The 26,557-nt window shown below is 55.4% G+C and carries 15 protein-coding genes; 5 read left to right on the top strand and 10 right to left on the bottom strand.

What is annotated here, in order from left to right; all coding sequences use genetic code 11:
* Nucleotides 1-14: 14 nt before the first annotated feature.
* Together sov and ruvA are read right to left on the bottom strand one after the other, a co-directional pair.
* Nucleotides 15-7,628, bottom strand: a complete 7,614-nt coding sequence (gene sov / locus ACYVHB_RS15440) for a T9SS outer membrane translocon Sov/SprA (protein WP_461052920.1) — start codon at nt 7,626-7,628, stop codon at nt 15-17.
* A gap of 132 nt (nt 7,629-7,760) precedes the next feature.
* Complete coding sequence (gene ruvA, locus ACYVHB_RS15435; RefSeq protein WP_461052655.1) at nt 7,761-8,348, bottom strand: Holliday junction branch migration protein RuvA; 588 nt, start codon at nt 8,346-8,348, stop codon at nt 7,761-7,763.
* Nucleotides 8,349-8,493: 145 nt separating this feature from the next.
* On the opposite strand from ruvA, the gene ACYVHB_RS15430 reads away from it, so the two are divergent.
* Complete coding sequence (locus ACYVHB_RS15430) at nt 8,494-8,790, top strand: antibiotic biosynthesis monooxygenase family protein (protein ID WP_461052654.1); 297 nt, start codon at nt 8,494-8,496, stop codon at nt 8,788-8,790.
* 84 nt (nt 8,791-8,874) lie between these two features.
* On the opposite strand, the gene ACYVHB_RS15425 is transcribed toward ACYVHB_RS15430, so the two are convergent.
* From ACYVHB_RS15425 to ACYVHB_RS15410, 4 genes are all read right to left on the bottom strand, one after another.
* Nucleotides 8,875-10,506 (bottom strand): lytic transglycosylase domain-containing protein, encoded by a 1,632-nt coding sequence (locus ACYVHB_RS15425; protein WP_461052653.1) that lies wholly within the window; start codon nt 10,504-10,506, stop codon nt 8,875-8,877.
* A gap of 110 nt (nt 10,507-10,616) precedes the next feature.
* Nucleotides 10,617-12,062, bottom strand: coding sequence for an Asp-tRNA(Asn)/Glu-tRNA(Gln) amidotransferase subunit GatA (gene gatA, locus ACYVHB_RS15420; RefSeq protein ID WP_461052652.1), 1,446 nt, complete (start codon nt 12,060-12,062; stop codon nt 10,617-10,619).
* A gap of 193 nt (nt 12,063-12,255) precedes the next feature.
* The gene (locus ACYVHB_RS15415; protein ID WP_461052651.1) at nt 12,256-12,465 is read right to left on the bottom strand and encodes a Sec-independent protein translocase subunit TatA/TatB; all 210 of its coding nucleotides are present in this window, start codon (nt 12,463-12,465) and stop codon (nt 12,256-12,258) included.
* A gap of 70 nt (nt 12,466-12,535) precedes the next feature.
* Entirely contained in the window at nt 12,536-13,012 is a 477-nt protein-coding gene (locus tag ACYVHB_RS15410) for a YkvA family protein (protein WP_461052650.1), read from the bottom strand.
* A gap of 235 nt (nt 13,013-13,247) precedes the next feature.
* Here ACYVHB_RS15410 and mdh point away from each other — a divergent pair, with 235 nt between their 5' ends.
* Nucleotides 13,248-14,183, top strand: a complete 936-nt coding sequence (gene mdh, locus ACYVHB_RS15405; protein ID WP_461052649.1) for a malate dehydrogenase — start codon at nt 13,248-13,250, stop codon at nt 14,181-14,183.
* 161 nt (nt 14,184-14,344) lie between these two features.
* Complete coding sequence (locus ACYVHB_RS15400) at nt 14,345-15,004, top strand: hypothetical protein (RefSeq protein ID WP_461052648.1); 660 nt, start codon at nt 14,345-14,347, stop codon at nt 15,002-15,004.
* A 91-nt stretch (nt 15,005-15,095) separates the two neighbouring features.
* Here ACYVHB_RS15400 and ACYVHB_RS15395 read toward each other — a convergent pair whose 3' ends face one another.
* Nucleotides 15,096-17,588, bottom strand: a complete 2,493-nt coding sequence (locus ACYVHB_RS15395; protein WP_461052647.1) for a zinc-dependent metalloprotease — start codon at nt 17,586-17,588, stop codon at nt 15,096-15,098.
* A gap of 202 nt (nt 17,589-17,790) precedes the next feature.
* Here ACYVHB_RS15395 and ACYVHB_RS15390 point away from each other — a divergent pair, with 202 nt between their 5' ends.
* A complete protein-coding gene (locus ACYVHB_RS15390; RefSeq protein WP_461052646.1) occupies nt 17,791-18,732 on the top strand; it encodes a tetratricopeptide repeat protein in 942 nt (313 codons plus the stop codon).
* 27 nt (nt 18,733-18,759) lie between these two features.
* Entirely contained in the window at nt 18,760-19,161 is a 402-nt protein-coding gene (locus tag ACYVHB_RS15385; RefSeq protein ID WP_461052645.1) for a hypothetical protein, read from the top strand.
* Between the two features lie 104 nt (nt 19,162-19,265).
* On the opposite strand, the gene ACYVHB_RS15380 is transcribed toward ACYVHB_RS15385, so the two are convergent.
* From ACYVHB_RS15380 to ACYVHB_RS15370, 3 genes are all read right to left on the bottom strand, one after another.
* A complete protein-coding gene (locus ACYVHB_RS15380; RefSeq protein WP_461052644.1) occupies nt 19,266-21,515 on the bottom strand; it encodes a DPP IV N-terminal domain-containing protein in 2,250 nt (749 codons plus the stop codon).
* Nucleotides 21,516-21,676: 161 nt separating this feature from the next.
* On the bottom strand, nt 21,677-23,299 hold the full coding sequence (locus ACYVHB_RS15375) for a RagB/SusD family nutrient uptake outer membrane protein (RefSeq protein ID WP_461052643.1): 1,623 nt from the start codon (nt 23,297-23,299) through the stop codon (nt 21,677-21,679).
* 88 nt (nt 23,300-23,387) lie between these two features.
* The gene (locus tag ACYVHB_RS15370) at nt 23,388-26,501 is read right to left on the bottom strand and encodes a SusC/RagA family TonB-linked outer membrane protein (protein ID WP_461052919.1); all 3,114 of its coding nucleotides are present in this window, start codon (nt 26,499-26,501) and stop codon (nt 23,388-23,390) included.
* Nucleotides 26,502-26,557 lie beyond the last annotated feature (56 nt).

The following is a 26,557-nucleotide window of genomic DNA, read 5'->3' as shown; positions in this document are numbered from 1 at the left end:
TGATTCGTACCGCCTTACTCCGCCAGATTGAATTTTACCTGCACCCCACCCGCCGTCGTGGCGCGTCGGAACGAATTCGACACGAGCGGGTCGTTGAAGGTGCGGTCGAAGTACAGATTGAAATTGAGTCGGCGGCTAACGATGTAACTCACTTGCGGGCGGAGTTGAAAGTTCACGTTCCCGGCCGTAATGATGTACTCATCGTCTAATTTACGCTGAATGGCCCGCGTGTCGCGCAGGGTCAGGTTGCAGGAGAACGTCAAATCGTTTTTCAGTTTCTTATACGCGCCGTTAATGCGGAACGGAATCCGGACGTTCTGCCGCGTGAAGCCCACCGACGCCGTCAGGTCCTTGTTGGTCAGTTCGGCCACCTGCGAGTTCGACAGGCTTAGGGCAACGTCGCGGCTTTGGTTGTATTCCAGCCGACCAGTAATGCGGTTCTTGGTCTGAAATTGAACGCCCAGCATCGGCGCAAACTTCTCCGACATGGTAATAGTGCTCATCGCAAACACCGGCACAAACTGCCCCTGCTGATTAATTCGGTTGGCCATTGGATAGCCCTGCACGGCCAGATTGACGTAAGCCGCGCCATATTCCAAGTTCGAGATGAAGTTGCCAACGCTGTAGTTCGACGTGTAGCTGTGCGTAACCGTAAACGCACTAAATCGGTTTCGGATAAACGCTAAGCCTGACAAGCCGTTGTAGTCGATGCGCCAGTTAGGCAGTGGGAAATTGAAGAACGGATTCAGTTTTGTCTTGTCCAATTTCGCCGAGTCCTGCCCGCTGTAAGCCGCAAAGAAGGCCGGAATCAGCACGTCCTGCGAGGTTTTGTTGTAGCCTCCACCCTTTTCTGGGTTCGACTGCGTCAACTTGTTGATAAAGAATTGACGGTAGCTTTCAAAACGGTCGAACAGGGGCGACGAGTTATCCCCCCGCAAGCCAACGAACGCCGTACGGAACGACCAGAACGACATCGAAAACTGCCCGTTGCGCACCGGCGACTGGGTCTCAAACGGCCCGCCCTGCGCACCAGGCCGGAAATACTCCTGGTAGGCATCGGTCCGGTCGAGCCGCCATTCGACCTGCATTCTAAAATCCTTAAACGGCTCCAGCGTCGTTCGGGCGTTAAATTTTTTGGTCAGGTTCTGCTGGAAAGCCGTGTTGAGCACCGTACTCGGCGTTAGCCAGCCGCGCTCGGCAGCTTTGTACTGGATGGACCGGTTCTGACTGCCCAGCACGAAACCCAGACCCGGCGCGTTGTTTTCGTCTAAGCCGAAGAACCTCGGCGTCGGCAAAAAGCCCGGCAAAATGGTCGACTCCTGCACCGTGTATGAGAAGTTGATGCCCCGCACCGTCAGCAACGCCCGCGTGAAGTTTTTCAGGATCTTGCTTTCGCCCCGCACAATGTCTTCCACGTCGCCGGGGTTGCGGGCAAAATTCTTGCGTACCGGCGCGGGCGTATTAACAAAGCGCAGGTACCGGATTTTGTTGTACAGCCGAATCAAATCCACCCGTCCCGTAATGCCCCGTTCGCGGTTGTTGCGCAAGATATTGCCGAACGGTACGCCCAGCGTGTCGGCAATACCGAACGAGTTGGCCTGAAACTGGTAGCCAATGCCGTAAATGGCGTCGGCGGCCAGCCAGTCGAGCAGCGGAATTTTGTCTAATGGCAGGCGGTACGTCGCCCGAATGTCCTGCACGAAATTTTTCATCCGGCCCAGATTCCGAATGCTGTTCACGATGGAGTCGCGCTTGGACTGGGTGTTGATGTCGCCCGCCGGTTCGTCGATGATCGAGTTGGCCTGCGCCCGGTAGGTCAGCACTAAACTTCGCGTCAGGTTCCAGGTCAGGTCGTAATAGCGGTTGAACAGGAAATATTTTTCGTACTGCGGGGTAATCCCGTCGGTCGTTAAATCCGAGCTGCGAAGCTGGGTTTTAATGAAACTCCGGTCCATATCGGTCCGTATCGACACTAACGACGGCAGCAGCGTGAGGTTAAAATCTTTGAGCCACCGCAGGTACGGCGCATCGAAACTGGCCTTGTTGCGGAACGGCTCAAACGCTTTCGGCTGAGCGCCGAACGTGTACGCAATGCCGCCCCGGTACTGCTGCTGCAGGTATTCGTCGGTCAGGATATTGGTGCGCTTGGTATCGTTGAAGGCGTACGTAAACGCCAGGTTCTCGAAGTCCCAGAAGTGCGCTTTGGCGCTCGGATTGGTTTTCACCTTCCGCACGTTCGAGAAGTTGTAACCCCGGCGCGTGGTGTTGTCCTGCACTAACTTCCGGTATCGGTCACGCTCGGCTCCTTCCGACAGCGTCGTCAGCGACGTTTCCAGTGGGGTGTCGGGGTCAAGGGGATTGAAATGCGGGTCCACGTTCCGGGTGTCGTAGTTGACGTAAAGCGGAATGCGGAACCCCCACTTCTCGGGCAAAAACTTGTCGATGGCAATGGCCGACGAAACGCCGAACTCCGATGTCGTTTCACGGGCGCGTTCGCCAATTTTGGTCTGCACACCCCCAAAGCCAAACGTGGTGATGCGGCCCGAGGCCGTAACGGTGGCGAGGTCGGCTAATTTCATGTTCAGCGCGGCAATACCGGCCACACCCGCCTGCTGATCGTAGCCGTTGGCACGCAGTTCGTTGACCCAGATCGTAAACGTTTTGGGCCGCTCGTCGGACGATTTCGGGTTGCGCACCCCAATCATAATCGACTGCACCGAACTCAGATCCGGGTTGCCCACCACCGTCAGCCGATACCGTCCGTTCGCCGACGTGATTGTGTACGGCAGCGATGACCGGCGGGTGAAGTTCCGGTTACGCTCCGCTTTCAGGTTAATGAGTTCAGATAATGCGAGGTCGAGTTCGTTGGCGGCTGGCCAAACTTCTTCCGGTGTCCGGTTCCCATCGGCCGTAGCGACTAACTCCCCAATTTCGATTTCGTAGTAATTCTCCGTGTAGTCCGTTCCGAGCCGCACAAAGGCACCCACCTGCCCGCTTTCGTTGTCGGTGTTGTGCATGTGAATGAACATTTTGATGCGCTCCCGAAACTGCAGGTCGATGTTGGTGTTGCGGAACGCCCCGCGTGAGTCTCCGTCGCGCAGGTTGGTAACGCTCAGCCGCATCGACTGCTCGTTAAGTTCTACCTGGTTAACCTGCGTGAAATCGCGGTCCCGGACGTAGCCCGGTGGCACTGAATATACATATTTGCCACCGCCCGTTGGGGACACCTGCTGCTGACTGTTCTCTTCGATGTTGACCGTCGACACGGTGAAATCGGCATCGTAGGGTTCGGGGACTTCCTGTAGTCCGCGCTGGTTCAAATCGCCGAGGTACTTCCGATACTGGTTGGCTTCCATCTGCAACTGCGCGAACCGGAGCACCACCGGCTGCTCAAAATCGGTCAGGTACATCCGGGCAAACCGAATCGACTTGAACCCATTGATGCTGCCCACTTTACGCAGCGGCTCCCGCACCGGAATCCTGAACTGATACCAGGTCACCGGCACTCCAACACCGTCGGCCGGTGGCACCACTACTTTGTCGACAATGTACTTGTTCTGGCCAACGTCGAGTCTGTCCGGCCGGAGGTCTATTTCGTATTCATAGTACGCTTCGTTGTCGTTGACCGTATTGTCGATGTTGAGGTCTTCAATGTCGGGCAGCGTGGTGGATGCGGGCGTCAAAAACGCATTAGTCGAGGTGTTTTCGGGCGAGTTGTTCTCCATACCCATATACCGCTTGTACCGCGCCACGATGTACTTCTGCCGGTCGGCTTCGTCGCCGAGGTAGAACCGGAAGTCGTCACCGGAGGGGTCCTGCGTAATGTCTTCCAGCACGTTGGGGTCGGTTACCCGCGCCCGCACGGCGTTCAGGTACGGCTGGAAACGCGTTGTTTCCGCATCATTCCTGAGCCCTTCCAACCCAATGTCCTGATTCTCGCGCCCACCACTCTGGAACGCATTCGTCACGAACTGCTGCCGGGGTGCCCGGCCCCAAATAGTGGGTTCGGTACCACCGTTACGTGAATTGACTCCCATAGTGTCGCCGTCGGCCGGGAAGCCATTCTCGAATGTGTACCGGCCGTCCTTGATAACGTCTTCCGAAATGTCGCCGAGGTTAAAGACCAGCTTGCCCCCCGTGGTGTTCGGCGTGTTTTTGCTGTCGTCCGCACTGCCCCGCACCGTACCGAACCGTCCCTTAACGAACGGGTCCATCAGCCAGAACGTGATATTTTCGATGTTGGCGTTGTCGAAGTCGATGTCCGACGCGATGGCCCGCGTCACGGATCCGAAGTTGCGCCGGGGATTGGGGAGCGTACCGTCGGCGTTCAGGTTCGGGTTGTAATTATACATCCCCCGTTCAGCCGGAAAGTACGACACGTCTAAGATGCTCTCGGGCAACTGCACGACCCGCGTCGAGCGGCCCGGAAACAAATCCTGCGGCAGGAAGAACCGCTCGTACGCATACCCTTTCACCTCATCGGGGTCCACATTGGATGTAACACCCTGGCTACCGGGCGTGTACAAACTTGGATCGACCGAATAAACCGAGATTTGGGCCCGGTTGTAGGCGAACTCCAGCGGATTCTGGAACGTGCCCTGCGGAAACTGCTGGGGCGTGGCTCCCAAACGCCAGCGCGTGGGTTGGCGCGTCAGGTCGAAGATGGTCCGGGCAGCCTCGAAATCATCTAAGTAACTGTCGTTGCGGGCGCGGGGATTGGTGCCGGGGAAGAGTTGCGCCACTTCGGCGTTGAACTGAACCGTGGATGGTTCCTTAGTTTGTAGCATCGGCAGGGCGTCCAGCAGCCGCGTCAGACCGGGCGCGTCTTTGCGGATGTTGGCGCTCAAACCAAGAATGGTATTGTTGACAGGCTCATTACCGATGGCCACGCGGGTCAGGAACCCGGCGGGGGTTTCCTTCATGTGCATGGCCGTCAACCCTAAGCTAACGTCGCGGCTAAGGGCGTAATCTAACCGCGTGCCAATCAGCGTCCTGATCTGGTTTTGGAACAGGTCGGGCTGCTCGTAGCTGATCTTGATTTCGCGGCCCGAGTTAGTCACGCTTTCGTTGATAATGCGCAGCCGTCCGGTTTGGGCTTCAAGCACGTAGTCGGTGCCGGGCGAGAGCGGTACGCCCCCCGCTGTCACCGTCACCGACTGCTCGTTGACGCCGTAGGGCAGTTGAACCTCGGCCCCGTTGCCCGACTGGAACGCCCCCCGCAGGAAAAACTTGTTCTTGTCGGCAATCTGCTGCGCGTCGGCCAGCGTAGTGCGGTAGAGTTCGTTGAATAGGTACTTGGCCCGGATCGACCCATCATCTCCCGGCCCGAATTTACTGTTCAGATACGAACCAAACGGTTCCAGCACCGGAAAGATAATTTTCCCGTAGCGACTGTCGACGGTGATGTTCTCGACGAAATCGAAATTGCCGTCCGGCTGCGCGTCTAACTGCTGGTTGAGCCGGTCCATGTTAAAGACCTGTACCAACGGAACGTTGCGCAACGAACTTTCCTGTAGGTTTGGATTGTCGACACCCGTCAGGTCATCTTTATACACAATGCGGAGTTGAAACCCTTGCCGGGTTATCTGCGCCGTGTTGAGCGAGTAGATGTTTTTCATCATCAGATTCCACATCGGCAACTGGAGATTGTTGCGCAGCGTGGCCGATTTCAGCAACTTCAGCACCAGCACCTCGTCGTCGTCGCGGGCCTGATAATCTTCCGTCAGTTCGCCGACTTTGTACCGTCGGCCCTGATAGGTGTACTCGTAGGAAACAGCCAGAATCTCGTCGTTGCGCAGGGGTGTCACCAACGAAATATAGCCAAGTTCGGGTTGTAGTTTAAACTCCCGCTCGGTCAGACGCTTGGCTCCCCGCAGCAAATCGAAGTCGGTGCCTTTGGTGAGACCATACGTCGTTGTCAGCACTTCCGACGCCCGGTCGACCTGCCGGAATGGATTGGACGGGTTGCTGATCAGCTTATCATACAAACCGTTGGCCCGGTTGTCGGCGGGGGTTCGGTTGTTACGCTGGAAAGGCAGCAACGTCGGGTTCGCCTGAGCGTACGGATTGCCTTCGCCCAGGTCCTGAAAACCGGCTAAGTTGCGTAGCGTCTCGGTCGTGTTGGTCCGGTTGGTAACGTACACTTCAATGCGCGTCACGTTCACGCCCGACGTTACCTGCGGCAGCGACCTGAGGGAGCCTTCGTAGATGGAACGGAAAAACTGCGATAGAAAGAAGTGTCGGTTCTCGTCGTACTGATCGGCCCGAATCTCGAACGGCCGGTTCGAGGTGCCACCCCGCAGGGTAATCTCGCTCTTGCGCGAGCGCTGCTGCGATACCACCGCCGTGGCGTTGAGTTTACCGAAACGCAGTTGGGTTTTTATGCCAAACAGATTCTGCACACCCGGAATCAACTGACTGTTAACGGCCCAGTTGATGTTACCCACTTCCAGCCCCTGCAAAATACTTTCGTTCTGAGGGGTGAAACCCGGCAGGCCCGGCGTTTGGCCGTTCACGCCCGGCAGATTGGGTGCACTGGGCAAGTTCGGCAAACCCTGTCCCGTGCCCAGGCCCGGCAGTCCTCCGCCCGGCTTGTAGTTCACTTTGAGGGCATTTTCAAAGTTGAAACTGGCTTTCGTATCGAAGTTGGCCAATACGCCTAACCGCTCGCCAACTTTGCCGTTGAAATTGATACTGATCTGCTCGTTGAACAGAAAATTCCCCTGCCGACGCTGCCGAACTGGAATAACCGGGCTGTCGAGAAACTGGTAGAGATAACCAAAATCGAGCGTTACGAAGCCGTTTGGCTTAAAATCGACGGTGCTACCCCCAAACAGCCGGTCGACAATGGGCGGCAGTTCCAGTTTCGGAATCAGACCACGCCCGCTCACCGCACTCTGTCCGTCGCGCCGGGCACCGAACTCACGCCACAGGTTCTGCTCAACGCGCTGATTTTGAAGCCGGTTATAGGTCGAATACGGGATCGTTTCGGCCGGTCGGTAAGGCATTCCAAACTGGGAGGGCGGCAGGGCCAGACCAGGTATCGGCGTACCAGCCGGTGTTGCGTCCGGCAAGGCAGGCACACCCGGCTGAGGAGCGGGTACATTGCCAGAATTGCCCTGCACGTTATTGAGAGCGGGTGCTCCCGACAGCGACACGCCCGACCGAACCCGTTCCGTGACGGCAATGCGCCCATCGGGACCAAGCCGAAAATCGGTCGAAACGCCTTTGGGATCGCGCAGAATAAATGGCGACTGCGAGGTCCGCTCCGAAAAGCGGGTAGCCCGGCGGTCGGGCCAGTTGACGGTGGGTCGGCGGTTGGCGGAGCGCACGGCCCGGATGCTGTCGGTACGGTCTTTAACGGCCTGCTTCACCGAGTCGGCCCGCATGGTGGCGCGTCGGCGCGACTCCGCCCTGGCCGAATCGGCGGCTACCTGCTGGCGCTGCCCGGTCCGTCCGCGTCGGGCTGGTGTTGGCGTGGGCTGGTCCTGGCCGATAGCGGTTCCCAGTCCAACAGCCAGCCAAACGCCCAGCACCAGCCAGCCATCCGAAACAGACAGAAATCGGCGAACGGTAGTGAGGAAATGGCAAAGGGCAGAAAAACTGTGAACAACGTAGGAGTTCACCATTGTGGAGACTATCAGGTTCAAGTAGGTAGCGTACGGTACGTCTTTCTTTCAAACGGCCAAAATCAGGCCAATCGTCTACTAAGTCAGCAGATTTTTTAAACGGTAGGCTGATGACGTATGGGAATGCCCTGCTTATCGCAAGGCCCGCCGAATAACGTCTTCTACGCTTAGGGTGGCATCGGCCTTGAGCGCATCGTCCACGCTCTTCTCGGCGGTGGCTTTGGGAAAGCCCAGGGCCATGAGCGCGGCCAGCGACTCTTCCCGAACGGGGTTGGTTTCGCTCTGGCGATAGGTGGGTCCGCCCGATACCACACCCGACTTTTTCATTTTATCGCGCAGTTCGAGGATAATTCGCTGGGCTGTTTTGGCACCAATGCCTTTGATAGCCTGCACGGCGCGAACATTCTCGCCCAGAATAGCCAGCCGCAGGTCGCCGGGCTGCATGGCCGACAACATGCCCAACGCCGTGTTCGGCCCCACGCCCGACACCCCGATTAAATCCAGAAACAGCGACTTTTCATCGGCCACGGCAAAGCCGTAGAGTATCTGGGCATCTTCGCGAAACAGGTGGTGGATAAACAATTTGACCCGGTCGCCCCCGCCGGGCAGGGTGGCGTAGGTTTGGATGGATATATGAACTGAGTAGCCCACGCCGTTTACGTCGATGATGACGTAGGTTGGCTCTTTGTAGGTCAGCAACCCGTCTAAATAAGCAATCATTCAGTCGTAAAAAAAGCCGGTTATCAGCTTATTAATGAGGAATAAAGATACGAAATTTTTACGAGTTTTGGGCTGCGATCCACGGTGAACACCAAACCCTCACCAACACCCGATCCGTTTATTTTCAACGCTAACCCCTACTACCATGTATGCACGCATTGTTCAGGTTCCGCTTCAGCCCGGTGCGGCCACCGAGGCCACCAGTTACTTCCGCGATTCAGTCGGGCCAGCGCTCAAAGAACACGCTGGTTTTTTGAACAGCCGCTTCTTGGTCGACAATGAGAATAACCGCTGTCTGATGGTCACGCTCTGGGAATCGGCTGAAGCCCGAACCGAAGCCGAGACTAATGGTTTTTTGCAGGGTGTTCTGCAAAAGATGAAACCGCATTTTGCCGGTCAGCCCACCATCGACTATTATGATGTGGCGGTGCAGGTTGTTTAATTCGGCCGTTGCTCCAGCATAAAGGGTAGTCCGTGATTACGGATGGCGCTGGTGCTGGGGCAACTATCAAAATCACGATACAGTCTACCCCACAATCAACTTCTGACCCGGCCGCAGGGCATTACCACGAATGTGGTTCATTTTCTTGAGCTGGTCAATGGTCAGGCCGCTGTACCGCTGAACAATATTCCAGAGTGTATCGCCATCCTGCACCCGGTGGTAGCGCGGTTTGAACTGCTTCGTCTGGGCGATAACCTGGGTTTTTTTCGCGGCTTTGGCGATACCCTGATCAGACAGTCGCTCGGTGGCGGTGGGGGTTTCGATAACGTCCGTCAAAATCATTAACTGCTGACCCCGACGAATAGCGGACGAGTGCAGGTCATTCCATTTTTTGAGGTCGTACAACGCCACGCCATACTGGTCGGCAATATCACCGAGGTTGTCGCCCTGCTTCACTACGTACGTTTGTTTGCGGGGCTTGCGGGCGGGTGCCGTTTCACTCTCGTCGTCGGGTTCACCGGCCGATTCGGCCAACGCTGATTGAGCCGCTACTTTCGCCGACGATGCATCTACCCGTTCCGATAGCGCTCCTGATTCGCTGGCCGGGAACGCATCCAGATGCAGGTGAGCCAGGGGATTGCTGCTCAAAGCGGCCCAAGTCCCTATTGAATCGTCTCCGTAGCGAACGGGTTCGGCGTGGGCCAGCAAAGTATGCGCCATCGTGGCGGGCAGTTGGCTCGCCGAATCCATAACCGCCCGGCGACGGCTGGCAAAGTAGGCGTACTGCTGGCGCGGCACCCGCAGCGGGTATTGGCGGGTGTATTCGGGCAGGATATGGGTGGTAATGGCCGGGTTCATTTTTTGCAGATCGGCCAGCGGCATAGTGCTGTGTTTGGCGAAGGTTTCGAGGTTGAAGTAACCCGACACCTGAATAGTATCGTGCGGGATTGGATACTGGTAGTTCTCGGCAAAAATACCGTGGTCATTGCCGTGGTTCATCAGGTAGGTGAACGCCACGAACTGCGGCACGTAGCCCCGGGTCTCTTTGGGCAAGGCGTCGTAAATTGTGTAGAACGTGTCACCCCCCGACCGGCGCATGGCCCGTTTCACGGCTCCCGGTCCACAGTTGTACCCGGCCATGGCCAGTTCCCAGTCGCCGAAGATGTTGTACAGATCGCGGAGGTATTTGCAGGCCGCTTCGGTGGCTTTAACGGGGTCCATCCGCTCGTCTACGTATTCGTCCTGGTAGAGTTTGAGGTCGCGGCCGGTGCCGGGCATAATTTGCCAGAGTCCACCCGCCCCAGCGTGGGAAACGGCCCGTGGCGTCAGGTCTGACTCGACAATGGACAAATATTTTAGTTCGTCGGGCAGACCGTACTCGGCCAGCATCCGTTCGTAGAGCGGGAAAAACAGCGGAATCCGCTCCATTGCCAACTTGGTCCGGCCCGGCCTGCGGAAGGTAAACAGATCCACATACGCATGCACGGCCTTATGGTAGTTCAGCGGAACGTCCTTCTGAAGTTTAGCTAACCGCTCCCGCAGCAAACTGTCCGGCACGGTCGGCAGGGCGGCAACGGTGTCTTTTCGAGCGATGGTGCTGTCACTGAACTGAATGGTCGTTTCGTCCCAATCTGGATTGGCATGGACAACTGTTGTTATACGCATCACGGCAATCAGCAGCCCAATTCTCAATACGTTTCGATTCAGGAACGCCATACAGGTTAAGTTTTAATGACTAATACAGACTGTATAATGCACAATGAACGTACGGCTACCCAGCCTGTAATTTATTTCAGCTATGCGTTGGGTTAGCCATTATTCATTGTTCATTTTTCACTATAAATTTCTAAGCTTCTGGCCAGCGCCACCAATGCACCCTCGGCAAAAGGCCGGGCCATCAACTGCAATCCAATCGGCAGATTTGTGTTATCGGTGCCGTTGGGAATCGAAATGGCCGGGTACCCAACCACGTTGGCCTGCACCGTAAATAAGTCGGCGAGGTACATTTGCAGCGGATCGTCCCCGGAACGCCGACCCACCTTCTCACCCAGTCGAAACGCCGACGTGGGGGTGGTAGGCGACAGCAAAAAGTCGTACTGCGCAAAGATACGTTCGGTCTCCTGCCGAATCAGCCGCCGTACCTGCTGGGCTTTGGTGTAATAGGCGTCGTAGTAACTGGCACTCAGCACAAACGTACCAATCAGAATACGCCGACGTACCTCAGCCCCAAAGCCCTCCGTCCTGGTTTTTTTGTACAACGATAAAAGGTCAGTCGATGATATGTGCCGATGACCATAGCGAACCCCATCGAATCGCGACAGATTGGAGGAAGCTTCGGCCGTTGTCAGCACATAATACGTTGGCAGCAGATACTTTAGTAAGGGGAAATCCACAGATTCTACTGTGTGACCTATCCGTTGCAGTTGATTAATCCGGCGTTGGGTAGTCTCACGAATGGTTGCATCGACGCCCGCGCTTTCAACGCCGTCGCGCAGATACGCAATGCGGAGGGGGTGCGAAGGTAATTGCGCCTGGGAATAAGCGCCTACGGGCTGGCTTGATACAGTGCTGTCAAACTCGTCGGGACCAGCCATAATTTCGAGCAGCAAAGCCGCATCGGCGACGGTGTTGGCAATCGGACCAATGCAATCGAAGGAGGATGCGTAGGCGATCAGTCCCCATCGGCTAATGCGCCCATAGGTCGGTTTCAGGCCCACGACCCCACAAAACGCGGCTGGCTGCCGGACCGATCCGCCCGTGTCGGACCCGATACTGGCCAAACAAAGCCCCGCCTGCACCGCCACCGCCGACCCGCCACTCGACCCACCCGGCACCCGGCTTGTATCGGCCGCGTTACGCACCGGACCAAACGCCGAATTCTCGTTCGATGATCCCATCGCGAACTCGTCGCAGTTTTGCCGCCCGATGATAATGACGTCCTCATCGAGGAGTCGTTGCACCGCCGTAGCCGTAAACTGAGCCGTGAAATTGTCTAAAATCCGGCTCCCCGCCCGAACGCCGTGCCCGGCATAATTCAGCACGTCTTTGATACCAATGACCATCCCGGCCAATCGGCCAGCAGTGCCGTCCGCCAGTTTCTGATCGATACTGGTGGCCCGCGACCGGCTCTCGTCGGCGTAGACTTCGGTGAATGCGTTCAGGTGACGATGTTTGTCGATGCGGTCGAGGTAGTGTTCTACCAACTTATGGCAGGTAATGGTGCCGACAGCAAGGTCGGCCTGAACAGCGGAGAAGGTACGGTAGGAGGTCAAAACGAGAGGAGAGATTTATCATTCCGACCGGTCCGCCGGTGCGGAAGGAGGAATCTTACGCGACAGTCAAAGTTGAGATTTATCGTTCCGCACCGGCGGACCGGTCGGAATGATAAATCTCCCAAACACCTAAAAACAGCCAATCGGGCAGCGTCAGATTGGCGCTGCCCGATTGGCTGTTTATTAATTGAGATTACTTCGTCGGATCTGATTCTTTCAGGCCATCTTCAATGTTTTCGCGAACGTCTTTCGTGGCGTCTTTGAATTCACGAATGCCTTTACCAAGTCCCCGTGCGAGTTCGGGAATCTTTTTCGCGCCGAACAGCAGGAGCAATGCCACGAAAATGAAGATCATTTCCTGACCGCCCAAACCCATAAATGCTAAAATGCTTGTGTTAATCATGATTCCCGGGATTTGAATGTATGCAAAAATAGAAAACTCTGTGGTACAATGTATCATAAATGGGTGAAACTTACCCAATCCTGATCGTTTTGAGGGGCTGCTGACCGGTCCGTTGGGGGGCCTGCTGCTCCGGGGTTGTTGCGTGGGTCTCCCACTGGCGGAACTTCTCAATATCGTCGCCCATGCCACTAAACAGCCACAGCATCAGGGCAATGTCGTCGGTGAGACCGATGATGGGCAGAAAATCGGGTAAAATATCAATTGGTGACACAAAGTAAATCAGCACCGCAATGATCCGAATTAATGTTTTCCACGGCAACTGACGGTACGTGCCGGATGCGTAGGCTTTCAGCAGCCGCGTAACGACGCTCAACTGCTCTCGAAAGGCCGCTACGTTCGCGCCCGACAGCCCCCCGCTTTTATTAACGGCATCCCGGATTAAATTAAACAGGCTTTTACTGTTACGGGCGTACTTGAGCGCACCAATATTGGCCCGTTTAAAAAAGATAGATGTTAGAATGCGCGTCACTAAACCTTTGGTTGCCATTTGTTTTCGTGGACTTTAGTCATTAGATGCCAACTGAGGGACTTTGTTTAACGAACCAAAATAAGTGTCCAAAATTGGGTATCTCTTACTGAAAGGCCTTTAGCAAAATTAACATCATGAATAGTTCATAAACGGAATAATGGGGGTAGAAGTTTAATCCAGCCCCTATTGGTTTGTGGCGGCATGGGACCGTACTTTTGCAGTCGCTTTTTAACCTTTTAATTTCGAATACCGTATGAAAGTTACTGTAGTAGGTGCCGGGGCCGTTGGAGCTACCTGCGCCGACAACATTGCCCGCCGGGAGCTTGCCCACGAAGTTGTCCTATTAGACATTAAAGAAGGCATCAGCGAAGGAAAATCCCTCGATATGCTCCAGGCATCGACGCTACTCGACTGCGACATCAACCTGACAGGGTCTACCAATAACTACGAAAAAACGGCCGGTTCAGATGTTGTCGTCATCACATCGGGTCTGCCGCGCAAGCCGGGCATGACCCGCGAAGACCTCATTGGCATTAACGCAGGCATTGTGAAGGGGGTGACAGAAAACATCTTGAAACACTCCCCCGACGCTATTTTCATCATTATTTCCAACCCGATGGACACCATGACGTACCTCGCGCTGAAGTCATCGGGGCTGCCAAAAAACCGCGTGATCGGGTTGGGTGGTGCGCTGGATTCGGCCCGGTTCAAGACCTACTTGTCGCTGGCCATGAATTGCTCCCCCCACGACATCCAGGCGTCGGTGATTGGTGGGCACGGCGATACAACCATGATTCCGCTGACGCGCTTAGCCACCAAAGGCGGGGTGCCGGTAAGCCAGTTTCTGGATGAAGAGACCCTGAAAAAAGTAGCCGCCGACACTATGGTTGGTGGAGCCACGCTGACGGGACTCATCGGCACGTCAGCCTGGTATGCACCGGGCGCGGCCGGGGCCATGATGGTCGAGAGTATTGTGCGCGATCAGAAGCGTGTTATTCCGTCCTGTGTGCTGCTGGAAGGCGAATATGGTCAGTCGGACATTTGTCTGGGCGTACCAGTGGTGCTAGGTCGAAACGGCTGGGAAGAAATCATCGACTATAAACTGACCGACGAGGAGCAGGCCGCTTTCAGCAAATCGGCCGATGCCGTCAGAGGTATGAATGGGGTGCTGAGTACGCTGGAGGTGTAGATTTAGTCAAGACGTACTGACGTAAACGAAAAACCGGTCACTACGACTGGTTTTTTTGTTTACGCAGTTCATCCCGGAATAATACCGTTTCGTAACAACTTGCTGGTGCACCACGCGCGTTCTTCGTAATATGCATCGTTTTTCAAACTCTTACTTCTTTCATGAAACACATTCTTACCACCGTATTACTCTTGAGCGTGGCAATCACCAGTGTCGCGCAGACGCGGGAGATTTACACCAATGCCAACTTCAAAACACTGGCTAAAACTCACAAAACGCTGGCCATTCTGCCGATTAAGACCACGTTGCAGCTTCGCCCAAAAGAAGTCGAGAAAAACGGCGGTCCGGCCGGTGTAGCAGTTCTCGAAAAGCGCGAAGGGCTGGCCGTACAAAGCGCCATTCATTCGTACTTTCTGAAACGCAAGGAAAGCAACGACCTCACCGTCGACATTCAGGATGTGGCCCGCACAAACGCCATGCTGGAACGCAACGCCGTTACGTACGAAACGCTGGCGGGTTTTACGCCCGAAGAGTTAGCTAAAATTCTGAACGTTGATGGTATCGTGTCGGGCACCTTTGAAAGCACCCAGCCTATGTCCAACGGAGCCGCCATTGCCATGAGCGCACTTGTGGGATTTGGGGGTGCTACGAACACCGGCAAAACCGTTATCAGCATCAACGACGGCAAAACGGGCGAACTGCTGTGGAAATACGACAAAACGCTGTCGCGCGGCTTTGGCAGCGACACCGGCAGCATTATAACGACCATCATGCGGAAAGCGTCCCGGCAGTTTCCCTACGACAAGGATTATCGGGATTAATCGGGTTGCTAACCTACAGCAAGAAGGCCCGTTATCGCGCGATAACGGGCCTTCTTGCTGTAGGTTAGCAACGGTTAGTCAGCATGAGTGTCTACCGTTGCCAGTCGCAGTCGGGGCTGAGCCATTCCTGACCGGGGTCGATGGGTGCGCCATCGGGTGGTGACACCGGTGGTGCCGATACCGTCCGGTCGGGATCACTCAGGTACTGGCTAATAATCCATAGGAGGTAGGCATTGTAGGCATTGCGGTAGGGGGCAATCTCCTTCGACTTAGTGTTGTAAACCTTAACAATCGCTTCGTGGGTCGCTGCCCGCACGCTACCGTCAGCGTCTTTGTTGGTGGCTAAACGGATAAGCTGGTCAATGTACATCCGTTCGGTCATTCGGGCGATTTCGCCCGTGTAGTTCGCTTTTTTCAGCGGGGACGACTTCACTATCGCCCCGTGCAATTGGTCAAATACATCGTTCAGATCGGGCAGCCGGAGATCACGTACCTTTTGCCCGGCCAGCCGGGCGCAGCGTTCGGGGTTGAGAATCATGCGCAGTGTGAGGCCAACGGCGGCTTCGGGCGGGGCCATGGCATCGAAGGCCAGTCCCGTATGGCGTTTGAACACTTCGCGCGGATTTGGGTCGAAACGGAACGGGCGGGGCGGAATTAGGCTCAATACCCGGTTCGGCACGGCCAGAAAAGTCGGGTCCAGCGTCGTCAGTAACGCCGTCAGTGCCCGGTTTTGCTCAGCCGCCGGAACGATTGACATCACGGCCTGCTGGTCACCACGTAACGCGTTGGTATACGTCTGCCCACCGAGTACTTTGGCGGCTGCTTCGACCTGGTAGCGGTGGAACATGTACATCGGCACGAATACTTCTTCGAGCGTCGCCATCGGCATCCCAACCGGAATCTTGGCTTCACTAAAATTACTCAGTGCTACCGTCCGTACGGCCATCACGCGCTGAAGTTCATCTACGGCATTGGTTCCATTGTCCCAAAGGTGCGTGGCCGGATGCACCGATCCTTCGGGCCGGGCGTCCTGATCGGTTAGGAACGATAATCCGGCCGCCTGCATCTGCATCACGATCTTATCCAGCTCTTTCTTCTCGTCAGCGCCGTTGGCGAATTGTTCGTAGCCATACCGAATGCTCCATTTATCGTATACCCCAATCCCTTTGGCATACGCGTCCGACAAGTCGATGGCTGCGCCTTTAACTTTGGCAACCATCGTCGGGTAATCCATAACCGACGCCCTCCCCTGTATGCTGGCTAAATAGTTGTGCGGCAAACCCAGCGTATGGCCAACCTCGTGCGCGGCCAACTGCCGGAGCCGGTCGAGCGACATTTGCAGCATCGGTGAGTTATCCGGTGCGGCCGGGTCGGTAGACGTGTTGAACTCTCCAACCAAGCCCTGTGCAATCAAATAATCCTGCCGAACGCGCAGTGACCCCAGCGTAACTTTCCCTTTGAGAATTTCGCCCGTGCGCGGGTCGATGATGCTGGCTCCGTAGCTCCAGCCGCGCGTGGAGCGGTGCACCCACTGAATGACGTTGTAGCGAATATCCATCGGGTCGGCGTCAGCCGGGAGCAGTTTCACCTGAAACGCATTTTTGAACCCGGCCGCTTCAAACGCCTGATTCCACCAGGCCGTGCCCTCCATCAGGGCCGTGCGGATGGGTTCAGGTGTGCCGGGGTCGAGGTAATAGATAATCGGCTTAACGGCCTCACTAACAACCGCCGACGGGTCGCGCTTCTCCAGCCGATGCCGCGAAATAAAGCGTTTCGTGATGGGCTGGCTGACGGGCGTGGCATAATCATAAAATTCGATGCCACCGTAACCGATGCGTGGATCGAACAGGCGGGGCTTGTAGCTGCCAGGCCCATCCGCCGGGGGAAGTTCAACGAATGAATGATGCTGATGCATGGTCACGGCGGCAGGCGTTGGCACCACCTCGCGCAGGTACGAACCGGCTCCCTCGCCGGTGAGCGTGATGATCGTCTCGAATTCCGTATTTTGGGGGAATGCCTTCGTACCGGGCATGTGCATTGCGCTCCGCATGGGATCGAATTTGTAGGTGCCCTGCTTGATTTGAGCGATGGCCTGCGCGGCTCCCACGGCATCCTGTAGTAGAAATGGCGTGAGGTCAACCAATACCTTGTTTTCACTTTCGGCGGCAATTTCAAAACCGGCATGCACCGACTGCGCGAAGGATTCTTCTACCGCCCGCCGTTCTAATGGATCGTTTGTCAGAGCGCGGTAGGCATAGTTAGGTTCGATGAGCAGCACTTTATTGCCACTCCGCTGGAATTTGACCACGTGCTCCTGCCCCAGCCGCCCCCGGTCCAGCCCAATGTCGTTGGAGCCGACGCCTTGTGCCAGCGTCGGGTAGTACAGAAACTCGGTATCGAATTTGTCGATTTCGAGCCAGATTTTACCCTTCCGGGTGTCCCAGTAGTACGTCATGAAACCCGCATTACGGACCATGCCGGTGGTGAACGCACCAATGCCGGGTGAGGAGGAGACAGGCGTTTGCGCCTGAAGCAGACCGCCAGTTAGTAGTAAACCGGCGAGGAGAGATAGACGATGGATCATGAATCGGAAACTGGTTGTATTTCCGCTCAAGATACGTCGAAAACGAAACGCCCGTATCATCCGTACCACCTATCCGGAACGGGGACTACCTAAACAATATCGTTATAATTCACACAAAGCTAAAATTTGGCCAGTATAATGACTTAGTGTCCCGCCGGTGGTCTTATCAACGATACAACCTAACCTATTTTTATGAAACGTCTTGTTCCCACCAGTCTGCTGGTTGGGCTGGTCCTGGCCCATGGCGGGTCCGCTCCAGTCAGCTTTAGCTCAAACGGCCACCAGTCTTACGCAGGCCATTCACTACATTAGACTGGCCGGTACGCTCCGGGCCGTCAATAAATCGGAAGAGTCGATCAACCTGCTCAACCGGGCCTTGCCAATGGTGCGTAAAACCAGCCGCTATTGGACGGCCGTGACCAACGAAAACCTCGGCCTGGCTTACAGTGATGTCAATCAACCCGACAATGCGGTGTATTATCTCGAACTGGCACGGGCGCGGTACGGCAAACTGAAGTACGTGGCCAGTGGCTGGGCCGTTAACGAAGTCGTACGCGACATTACCGGAAAGAACCTTTACGTGGGCATTCAGATCGGAACGTCGGGGGTGCGGGTTGCCATTTTCAAGACCAGGTACGAAAGTGATTTCTACGAGAAAGACGTTCGGTCGAACTTCTACATTCCTAACGGCGAACCGGTAGCCGATGCATCCCGCTCGTTGCGGTTTAGTCAAAATGCGCCGGTCGTCGGCCTGGATTCCATTCGGCACTACAACATTGCCAACGAGCGTATTTTCGTCGTATTCAGCAGTGACATTCAGGACAATTTTGTGCGGTCAGCAGCGGGTAAGCAATCCCTTTATAATCAGTTGATGCAGACGCTGCCAACCGACAACCTGCGCATCGACACGACGCTGAGTGCGAGCCGCGAAGCCGAACTGTTCACGATTGGTGCCATCCCGCGTAAAGTATGGACAAGTACTTCGTCGCTCAATCTGGGAGCTAATGGCACAACCGGGGGTTACATCGAACAACTTACCCCCAAAATACCCCGGACGTTCCATGAACTTACGTTGCCCGTTGACACCAACTTGCTGGTAAGCCGGATCGACAATCAGCCGTCGATGATCATGAACGCCTATTGAAAAGAAGCGCAGCGGCTGGTCCAGGCGATGGCCAACACGTTCCTGACGCCCCGGCTCGCTGAAGCTCCACCTGGTTTGCGCGAACGCCGGGTAATTGGCGTGGCGGGGGATGCCGTCGAATCGCTGGCAACGTATCTGTACCCCGAAAAAGCCGCAACAACCGCCGTTCCTATCACGATTGCTGACGTAAGTCGGTTTCGTCAATTAGCGCGGAGTGACTACCCACGTCTGACCCGGCCCGACCTCTCCGGCATTGCTGATGTGGCGGTTCGGGGCAAAGCGGAGAAAAACCTGCAAACCATTCAGGACAAGCTCAACGAAAAGCAATTGGTGGCGGCTGCGCTCTGGCTCGACGCCGTTGTGAAGAGCTACACGGTAAATTACGGCGTTCGGCGATTCGTGTTCATCCGCAACGCCGACATCGGCTGAGTGACGGGAAAATTTCTGGAAACGATTAACTACGAATACGAATCGACGATTGCCAAAGGTGCATTCTACACGCGATAGAGACACGTAAGAAACGAATCGCTTCTTCAATTCGCCACCTCACCTTTCAAATTACGCTCTAAATACGCTGTATACTGCTGATAGAGAAGCTGGTAACTCGCTGAATTATACGATACGCCGTGTGCACCGGGCGGGTAGATGCGCAGGTCAGCGTCCTTGCCCGCGTCTTCGAGCGCGTTCATTAACTGGAACGTGTTACGGACGTGTACGTTCTCGTCCATCGTTGAGTGCGCAATGAACATCTTACCAGCCAGGTTTTTGGCGTAAGGCGATACGGCGCTGACCGTGTATTTCGCGTCGTTTTCGGGCAGCAGTCCCATGTATCGCTCGGTGTATATGCTGTCGTACAGCCGCCAGTCGGTGACGGGTGCACCTACCAGTGACACTTTAAAAACGCCGGGATGGGTAAGCATGGTGTAGCTGCTCATGTAGCCGCCGTAGCTGTGGCCCCGAATGGCCATGTGGCTGGCGTCAGCCCACGGTTGGGTGGCTAAGTACTTCGCCGTTTCAGCAAAGTCCAGGCTCTCAAACTTGCCTAATTTTTCATACACGACCTTCTCAAAATCGCGGCCGTATCCCCCGCTGCCCCGATTGTTGACACTCACGACCACGTAGCCCGACTGCGCTAACCATTGATGCCAGCCCGTCGTAGTCCATTCATTATAAACCGATTGAGCGCCCGGTCCGCCGTAAATATCCAGCACGACGGGGTACTTCTGGGTAGGCACAAACCCCAGCGGTTTGATGATGGAAATGTCAATTTTTTGCCCATCGGAAGTAGTGAAACTGATTAGTTCTTTCGGCGCGTAGGCATGGCTGGTTACGTAGTTAGTTACGGTGGCGTTGGTTTCCAGCGCTTTGATAAGTTTGCCCTGCGTGTCGCGCAGTTCAACCTGCGTGGGCGTTTGCACGTTCGAGTAGCGATCAATGAAATACTGGCCGTTCGGTGAGAGGTTGACCGTGTGCCGCCCGGCCACCGTCGTCAGCCGACGCTTATTTTTGCCGTCGAGGTCGGCTACGAACAGGTGCCGCTCCAATGGCGATGCTTCTGTGGATGTGAAGTAAACCTTTTTCGCTTTGGGGTCGATGTGGTGCACGAAAGTCACCTCCCACTTACCCGTTGTGACGGGATTGAGCAGCTTACCCGAATAATCGTAGCGGTAGAGGTGCGCGAAACCGTCCCGGTCCGATACCCAGTAAAACTCGTTGGTACCAGCCGGAAAGTAGAGCAGGTGGTTGATACCCGCGAAGAAATCAAACACGTCGACCCAGGTACTGGATTTCTCCTCCATAATCTGTTTCGTATTACCCGTGCGACCATCGGCCATAAACAGCCGCAGGTGATTCTGTTTACGGTTGAGGTGCACCAACGCCAATTGCCCGGCCTGCGAGGTCCAGTAGATGCGCGGAATATAACCGTCCGGTCCGCCGTCGCGGCCCAAGTCTACTTTCATCCACTCTTTCCTGCGGTTAGCCAGTTCAATCACACCAATGCGAACGGTCGGGTTTTGGTCGCCGACGCGCGGGTACGGCAGCGAATCGTATTTCTCGTCGAACCCCTTGTAATCCGTCAGTTTGTAGATAGGTACCTGCCGCTCGTCAGACTGCCAGAAGGCAATGAATTTACTGTCGGGCGACCATTCCCAGGCCTGCGCCAGGCCGAACTCTTCCTCGTAGGCCCAGCCAAAGCGACCGTTGTAAAAAGCGGGTTTAGCGTCGTCGGTCAGTTGGGTCTCGCGTTGTGTTCCGAAGTCGAATGTGAACAGGTTGCCGCCCCGCTCGTAGCCGATCTTACTACCGTCGGGGGCAAGTTCGGCGGTCTGGGCGTCTTTGGCAACAAGTTTCAGGCCCTTATCGGCTACTGAATACACGTAGTAATCCGACACGCCCGACCGGCGGTAAACGGGCCGAAAGTTGGTTTGAAATAGGATGTTCTTCGAGTCTTTCGACCACTGAAACGAGCCGTAGGTGAACGGCTTATCCGTGCCAGGAAATTTGAGCTGACTGCCATCGAACACGACGATCTCCGACTGATCTTTTGGCGACAGGGTTTTAATAACCCGCTGCCCGTCGATGTAGGAAAACTTACTGCCGCCCTCAATCCAGTTCACGCTGCGCGGACCCGTCGAGCCGGTAAGTTGCCCGGTTGCGGCTAAAGCCTGCGGTAGGGTAGCGTAACGCTGTTTAGCGAAAGCAGATACAGTCGTCTGGGCGGTTGACAAATGGGCAATCAGGCTGGCAAGGGTAAACCAGATGAAAACGATGCGATGGATCATAATTTGGTGACTTTAGCGTTGACAAAACTACCGAAAAATGGCATTCTGTACCAGTCTGGCCAACGACGGTCGTTCCGTTTACACCCTAATGATAAACGCCGAACCACAGATTAGTGCGGTTCGGCGTTTGAATCAAGTTTCTGCGTATCTCCTGATTAATTTCAGAGCGGGTAACCCGGATTCTGGGTTTTCAAGTTTGGGTTATTCAGCAGTTCCTGCCGCGGAATGGGCAGCAACAGATGCTTCGCTTCCAAGGCCTTATTGGTGTTCAGGTTCACGTGACCCACGAAGTTGTCGAAGCCTTTGGTCTTTTCGTTAAATACCTTGCGGGTGCGCACCATGTCGAACCACGTGATTTGTTCGTAGCAAAACTCATACGTGCGCTCCCGCAGCACGGCATCCCGGAAAGTAGCCTGCGTGAAGCCACCTAAAGCGGGCGTCGTCAGTTGCGCCCGGTCGCGGATGCGCTTCAGGGCATCAATCGTCCCCGACGTCGGGCCACCCACTTCATTCTGCGCTTCCGCGTAGATAAGCAACGTTTCGGCAAAGCGAATCTGTGGTACGTTCAAGTTGTTTTGGCGCGTACCCGGCGTACCGGATGTGCCATTGGAGGTTCGGTTGAAATGCTTGAACACGTACGGGCGGCCCAGCTCAAACCGAGCGCCGGTGCCGTTGGTGAAATAGGTCGTGTAAAAATATCCTTCTTGGTCTTTGGTCCGACGGTCGCCCGCTTCGAAGGAATTATAAAAATCCAGCGTCGGAATCGAGCTGCCCGTACCCGTGGGACCGTTGAAGTTGATCGGCTTAAAGTTCCCGTAGAAATTATCCATCGGATTGCCCCCCCCTGGTACATCTACTCCCGACACGTTTATTCCTGGCACGACTGTGTTGTACTGAAGCATGAACAGGTGCTCCAGCCGGTTTTCGGTTTGTTCTCGGTGTACGTCCTCGTAGTTCGTGAACAGATTGATCACCGTCGGGTTGGCGTTGGCATACGTAATTACTTCCAGCGCTTTGTTGGCGGCCAGCGTGTAATGCGACGCGCCTTTGCTCAGGGGAAAACCGGCCATCGTCAGGTACACCTTCGCCAACTGCGTTTTCACGGCAGCCAGATTCACCCGACCGTTGACTTCCGTCCAATTCAACCCAGCGGCCTCGGCTGCCGTTAAATCTTCCACAATCAGCTTGTAGATTTCTTCCTGCGGAGCACGAGCAGGCCGGAAATCAGCAGCATAGGCATCGGTTTGGGGGGTAGTGATGAGCGGAATGTCACCGTATAATCGAACGGCATAGAAATACGCCCAGGCCCGCAGGAACCGGGCTTCGCCAAGAATCTTGGTTTTCTGAGCGTCAATTTCAGCCTTTCTGGTTTCAGGCAAAGACGGAATAGCCGGAACCAGGGCGATAACCTGATTAGCCTGCGCAATGACGCGGTATAAGCCGTTCCACCAGTTAACGACGTGAGCCGTGTTGCCGTCGTGCGACAAGCTATACAGGTTATTGAGGTCCGAGTTTTGGGCAGTTTCCGTCGTCGACGTGCCAGTCATAGCTTCCAGCAACTGCCAGTTGGACGAAAAGATACCGGCTCCACCGCCGAAGAAGCGCGCATCGGCGTACACGGAAGCCAGCGCGGCTTCGGCGTGGTCGGGAATAGTGTAAAAATTGTCAGTGGTCAGGTTTGCCGGTGGCTGCTCGTCTAAGAAATCGGAACAGCCAACGGGGCCGAGCAGAACGGTGCCGCACAGCAGGGCCTTAGTAATGGTCTTTACTACGGTATATCGCATGGTGAATTCAGGAGTTTTGGTGTTTTGTCATCCGGTGGTCATTGGTTATGCTATGAGCAACAACCACCGGATGGCGATAATTTTACGTTTACAAACTGATTTGCAGACCAGCCAGGTAGGTAGTCGGCTTCGGATAATTGTGCCAGATCATACCCTGTGAAAAGGCGCTGTTGCCGTTGCCTTGGTTGGTAGGCGTCACTTCGGGATCGCCAATGATGGGATCGTCGACCAGCAGGAAGAAGTTCTGCACGGTGGCGTAGAATCGCACCCGGTTCAGTTTCAGCCGGTTCGTTAACTGCGTCGGTAGGGTGTAACCGATTAAGGCGTTCCGACCACGCAGGAATGAACCGTCCTTGATCCATTGGGTATCCACGTTGGTTACGTAGCCCGCGCGGGTTTCCCGAATTTCGGCAATGGGCGTGTTCTGGTTCGTCGGCGTCCAGGCGTTCAGCACCGACGTGTAGCTGTTGGCCAGCCCCTGCCGGTCTTCGCTCGAGTGCAGGTTCATCAGCATCACGTCATTGCCGTACGAGAACTGAAGATCAAACGTAACGTCGAAGTTTTTGAACCGGAAATTATTGATCAACGAGCCCCAGCCTTTCGGACTGCCGTTGCCGATGATACTCCGGTCAGCGTCCGTAATGGCCCGGTCGCCGTTTACGTCCAGGTATTTGATGTCGCCGGGCAACACCGTCAGGTTGTTTCGATAGCTGGTAAACTTGGCGGCTTCTTCGCGCTCGGCCTCGCTCCAGGTACCCAGCCGGGTCAGACCCCAGAACGCACCTACTGGCTCACCCACGCGGATGACGTTGGTGGGGTTGGTGAAGTTTGGACCGCCTACGTTAAAGATGTCCGACGGCGTGGCCAGCGAAAGCACCTTGTTGCGGTTGAGCGAAATGTTGAACGTCGTGTTCCAGGTGAAATCGCCCCGGCTGATGTTTACCGTGTTCAGGCCAAACTCGAAACCCTTGTTTTCCATCGACCCCACGTTCTGACGAATAGTGGCGTAGCCGCTGGTGCGGGGAACCGGCGCATCTAACAGCATGTCGGTCGTGAGCCGGTAGTAGTAGTCGGCTTCGAGGTTAATCCGGCCTTTGAAGAAGCTGATTTCTAATCCGGCGTCATACTGAGCGGTTTTTTCCCAGCGCAGATCGGGGTTGGCTAAGCGGTTAATGCCCGTTCCGCCGACCCGCGTGTCGTTATAAATGGTGCCGTAGGCCGAACTTAGCGTGGCCAGCGACTGGTAGTTTGGAATTTCGGCGTTACCGGTCAATCCGTAGCTGGTCCGCACCTTCAGGTTCGAGATGATCGGATTGGTTTTCAAAAAATCTTCTTCCGATACGCGCCACGCCAAAGCCGCCGATGGGAAAAAGGCAAACTTGTTGTTTTCCCCGAAGCGCGAGGAACCATCAGCCCGGCCCGTCAGGGTGAAAAGGTATTTATTTCTAAAACCGTAATTGAGCCGCCCGAAGTAGGAGTTAAACGCGAACCGCGATGCATCCGATTCAACACGAGGATTTATGGCACCCGCGGCTAAGTTGTTAAAGCCGAAGTAATCGGTGGCGAAGCCGTTAACCAAAGCCGCAACTCTGAAAAATCGGTTCTCCTGCCACTCAATACCCAGCAAACCCGTAACCGAGTGGTCCTGACCGAACTGCCGGTTATACGTTAGGGTATTCGACAGCGACCAGAACGCTTCTTTTTGATTTCGAGATTCTCCCGTTCCGCTGCCACCAATGTTCAGCGTCCGGCTCTCCGAGTTATTTTGCTCCTGCGTCACAATGTTGACTCCCAGTACTGACCGAAACTCCAGGCCTTTGGCTAAGGCAATGTTCGCGTACAAGCTACCCTGCGTGGTCTGCGTGTTGAGGATGTACCGGCGGCCCATCAGGCGGGCGTATGAACTAAACGTTCCTTCGGCACTCGGGTAGTCGCGATTGCTGGCGTATGTGCCGTCCTGGTACGTAACGGGCAGGAACGGAAAATCCTCCACGATCTGCCGGGCTACGGCGTCGCCTTGGTCTACAATGTTCTCACTCTGGCTGTTGTAGGCCAGCGTACCGCCTACTTTCAGCCATTTTTTGATTTGGTCGTCCACCGTGAAGCGGCCCGAGTACCGTTTCATATATGACGTTTTGATCAAACCCTCATCATTCCGGTAGCCGAGTGATAGCGAATACTGCGTCCGCTCGCTTCCGCCACTGAAACCCAACTGATGGTTCTGCGACAGCTTATTCTGCGTTGCTTCCTTAAACCAGTCGGTGTCGTGAAGCGGGTTCAGGTTGGCGTCAAAAACACCCGGATATCGGGCGCTGTAGGATTTCCGACGGGCAATCGGGTCTAAGTAGGTGTACCGCCCGGCGTCCCACCCTACCTTGTCATACTTTTGAATGTTGGCGTAAGCCAATTCCTCGGTATCTAAATACTGTTGGGCGTTCAACACCCGCGGCCGGTTGGGGCCAATCGTATTCACGCTGAAGTCGGCGTTGTAGGTTACCAAGCTCTGACCGGCTTTGCCTTTCTTGGTCGTCACCAGAATAACACCGTTGGCACCCCGCGCACCGTAAATAGCCGTGGACGAAGCGTCTTTCAACACCTCAACCGAGACAATGTCGTTGGGGTTGATGTAATCGATGGCGTTTGAAAACTGGTTCTGGTTACCCTGTGGCAGGATGACGCCGTCGACTACGTACAGTGGGTTGTTCGACGTGTTGATGGAGCTAAAGCCCCGGATGCGGACTGTGGTTCGTCCACCCGGACGGCCCGAGTTGTTGTTTACCTGCACACCCGGCATCCGGCCCTGTAGGGCCTGGTTCAGCGAAGGCGCAGGGCGTTCCTGCAACTCCGATTGTTTGACGGACGCAACGGAACCTGTTAAATCTGATTTTCGGGCGGTACCGTAACCAATAACCACAATCTCGTCCAGTGTTTGATTGTCCGTTTGAAGTGCTACGTTGACGGCTGTCTGATTGCCAACCGCTACTTCACGGGATAAATACCCGACATACGAAAAAACGAGTGTTGGACTGCCACCGGTGACGGCAACATTATATTTACCTTCTGCGTCGGTGGTCGTACCCTGCTGACTGCCTTTCAAAACGACACTCACCCCCGGCAGACCCGTACCGGTTTCATCGTTGACGCGGCCGGTGATCCGGCGATCCTGAGCAAACGCGCTCACGCACAGCAGCCAACTCAGCATGAGCAGGGGCGTAGTGCGATACATTCGTCGTAAAACGTTTTTCATAGTAAGGTTAA

This window comes from Spirosoma arcticum (assembly GCF_054779955.1).
Note: the sequence above shows the minus strand (reverse complement) of the source record. Positions and strands in the feature narration are given on the sequence as shown.

Bases quoted from the DNA above. Each gene is read 5' to 3' on its own strand.
- ACYVHB_RS15385 (WP_461052645.1), top strand. From the start codon at position 18,760: ATGGCCAACACGTTCCTGACGCCCCGGCTCGCTGAAGCTCCACCTGGT.
- ACYVHB_RS15430 (WP_461052654.1), top strand. From the start codon at position 8,494: ATGTATGCACGCATTGTTCAGGTTCCGCTTCAGCCCGGTGCGGCCACC.
- ACYVHB_RS15415 (WP_461052651.1), bottom strand. From the start codon at position 12,465: ATGATTAACACAAGCATTTTAGCATTTATGGGTTTGGGCGGTCAGGAA.
- mdh (WP_461052649.1), top strand. From the start codon at position 13,248: ATGAAAGTTACTGTAGTAGGTGCCGGGGCCGTTGGAGCTACCTGCGCC.
- ruvA (WP_461052655.1), bottom strand. From the start codon at position 8,348: ATGATTGCTTATTTAGACGGGTTGCTGACCTACAAAGAGCCAACCTAC.
- ACYVHB_RS15410 (WP_461052650.1), bottom strand. From the start codon at position 13,012: ATGGCAACCAAAGGTTTAGTGACGCGCATTCTAACATCTATCTTTTTT.
- ACYVHB_RS15400 (WP_461052648.1), top strand. From the start codon at position 14,345: ATGAAACACATTCTTACCACCGTATTACTCTTGAGCGTGGCAATCACC.
- ACYVHB_RS15380 (WP_461052644.1), bottom strand. From the start codon at position 21,515: ATGATCCATCGCATCGTTTTCATCTGGTTTACCCTTGCCAGCCTGATT.
- sov (WP_461052920.1), bottom strand. From the start codon at position 7,628: ATGGTGAACTCCTACGTTGTTCACAGTTTTTCTGCCCTTTGCCATTTC.
- ACYVHB_RS15375 (WP_461052643.1), bottom strand. From the start codon at position 23,299: ATGCGATATACCGTAGTAAAGACCATTACTAAGGCCCTGCTGTGCGGC.
- ACYVHB_RS15395 (WP_461052647.1), bottom strand. From the start codon at position 17,588: ATGATCCATCGTCTATCTCTCCTCGCCGGTTTACTACTAACTGGCGGT.
- ACYVHB_RS15425 (WP_461052653.1), bottom strand. From the start codon at position 10,506: ATGGCGTTCCTGAATCGAAACGTATTGAGAATTGGGCTGCTGATTGCC.
- ACYVHB_RS15370 (WP_461052919.1), bottom strand. From the start codon at position 26,501: ATGCTGAGTTGGCTGCTGTGCGTGAGCGCGTTTGCTCAGGATCGCCGG.